Below are 2,160 nucleotides of genomic sequence, written 5' to 3'. Positions count from 1 at the left end.
CGGTTCTCCTCATAGCTTCGGCACACTGGCCCCGGTTGACAAGGGACAGTGTGGAGAGCCGCCGCCTGGAAGGCTGGGCCCTGAGCGATTACGCTATGTGGTGTAGTTCGGCGGTAGAGAAGCCGCTCGGGAGCGCGCCCTCATCAGCGCTGTAGCGAGCGAGCGGCGGTCATCGAAGTTCTCCGGTAAAGTCGGGTTGCTGACACCAACCTGATTGGAAGGAACCACCGATGACCGATGTCATGATGAACCTGCGCACGCTCGTAGAGAAGACCCCCGACGCCGATATTTTGCGGGAGATGATCGGCTTCGCCGCCGAGCGATTAATGGAGATGGAGGTGGGTGCCTCCACCGGTGCCGCTTATGGCGAGAAGAACCCGTTGGGCATGGCCCCAGCGCAAGGGTATCGCGACCGGGACTGGGAGACGCGGGCCGGGACCGTCGAACTGCGCATTCCCAAACTCAGGAGGGGCACCTATTGTCCGAGTTGGCGCCTCTTCGATCAACTCGAGGTTTTCGCCGATCATCCCAGCGACCTCTTTGAGGGTATAGATGATCCTCGAGCGTGCCATCACGCTGCCTCCTATCGGTCTTTTGACGGAGTCCACTGCCACGGGAGCAGTTCCTCAAGTCGATCCTTCGGATGGCTTTGGATCCTGGTCAGGACGTCTGTCAGATAGGCCTCTGGATTGTGGCCATGGAGTTTAGTTGTCTCGATGCTGTTCAGGATATTGGCGATGCGCTTGCCGCCCTGACCCGGCAAAGAGCCAATTTTTCCCGTTATGCAAAGATTTGCATAATCGCAAGAATGCCCTGTTTGCTGGGCATGACGCTGGAGCGGAGAACTGGGCGACAATGGCCCAAAACATCTATCTCGCTGCATGCGATCAGTGGATGGAGTTTAACGTTGCGGTCTTATGTCCCGATACTGACCCAATCCAAGAAGCCGCGCAAACAGGATTCTCGAATTGAGAAAAGACCGATTCACGGATGATATGGCTGCAGACTGCATTTGGGTCAACGGCATCAAGGTCCTGATCTACCTGCTCGGTGCGAGGTAGTGGAAACTCATAGGTCGTGATGTATGCGAGTTGGCCGGGCCGAGCCTCTATTGGAATGATGGACAAGCTGGTGGCGGTTATGCTGCCGAGCCAAAGCTTGTTTTCGGTCAAATCAACCAGGCCACAAATTCGCGGCGTATCGTGCTGATCGAACTCCCGGTCCAGGCCTACGAGAACGCTCACTATGGCATCTCGCGGGGCATTTCCCGCCTGGAGCCGCTCGTAGATCGGCCTGGTATGGGTGCCATTACTGACAACAGCAAAACGAGAGTTCCAAATAAGACATTCATAGGCAATGTATGGGCTGTCGGACGCTGCATCAGCGCTTCCTTGTTGGGCGACAATTTGCATGGTGTTACCGAGCTGTACTACCTTCCTGTTGAAAAACGACCTGCTCGAAACCCGGTATGCCGCAATTAAATCGCCTTTTTGACTGCGACCTACTCCAACAATTCGACCAACATACATTTAGCAAATTCTCCAGCTTGTAATGCTGGTGAGCGTAGCAACGAATTCCCAATCTGCACAGATTGCCGGTGGTGCGAATACACAACTGACCCTCCGAACTGCCTAGCAGAGCGCTTCTGTCGCAAGGTCGCCTTACCAACGCATCTAATATTGGAGGCGCGCGCGCAAGGGCTCCGTTCCACGCGCTAGCCCCCGTGGTACCATTTTGTTTTCTCTTCCTCCGGCATTTTGACTGCTTCGCGGTTGGGCTGTGCCGATGTTTGTGGATGTGCGAAGGTTCCAACCGAGATATTTGGCCGACCTCAGACGGGGTATTGGCTAAGAGCAAAATGCTCGACCCTGAAGTGCCGCTGAAGTTCACGATGAACCATTTCCGTACTGGCGGCTGTCCTGGATTTCCATCTGACGTCGAAGACCAGCAAATGCTGGGTGTCGTGGTGGTGAGTGCGGCTTGAGACGAATTGAACCGTGCAGTCATAAGCATCGAGCACCCGTCTCACGTCCTCCTCTCTCAGAGTTCCATCGACAAGGATTTCAACGGTCGCCCGATGCCGCCTAGTTAGCCACTTGTCCAAAGCCTGCATCGGGGAAAGAAAGAAAAAGGCTACCGCGGTGCCGATAACACCAATGC

1 protein-coding gene and 3 pseudogenes are annotated in these 2,160 nt (G+C 55.3%); 1 reads left to right on the top strand and 3 read right to left on the bottom strand.

Annotation, left to right across the window (positions count from 1 at the left end; genetic code table 11):
• Window positions 1-230: 230 nt before the first annotated feature.
• A pseudogene (locus tag AAAB35_RS03535) lies at window positions 231-491 on the top strand (transposase); the annotation flags it as partial.
• 92 nt (window positions 492-583) lie between these two features.
• On the opposite strand, the pseudogene AAAB35_RS03530 reads toward AAAB35_RS03535, so the two are convergent.
• The 3 genes and pseudogenes from AAAB35_RS03530 to AAAB35_RS03520 all read right to left on the bottom strand — a co-directional run.
• Window positions 584-779, bottom strand: a pseudogene (locus AAAB35_RS03530) (transposase domain-containing protein); the annotation flags it as partial.
• 108 nt (window positions 780-887) lie between these two features.
• Window positions 888-1,529: an IMP cyclohydrolase gene (locus AAAB35_RS03525; RefSeq protein ID WP_340666847.1), complete on the bottom strand. Its 642-nt coding sequence runs from the start codon at window positions 1,527-1,529 to the stop codon at window positions 888-890.
• Window positions 1,530-1,831: 302 nt separating this feature from the next.
• Window positions 1,832-2,160: pseudogene (locus AAAB35_RS03520) on the bottom strand (MgtC/SapB family protein); the annotation flags it as partial.

Source organism: Phyllobacterium sp., assembly GCF_037994425.1.
Lineage (GTDB): Bacteria > Pseudomonadota > Alphaproteobacteria > Rhizobiales > Rhizobiaceae > Phyllobacterium.
Note: the sequence above shows the minus strand (reverse complement) of the source record. Positions and strands in the feature narration are given on the sequence as shown.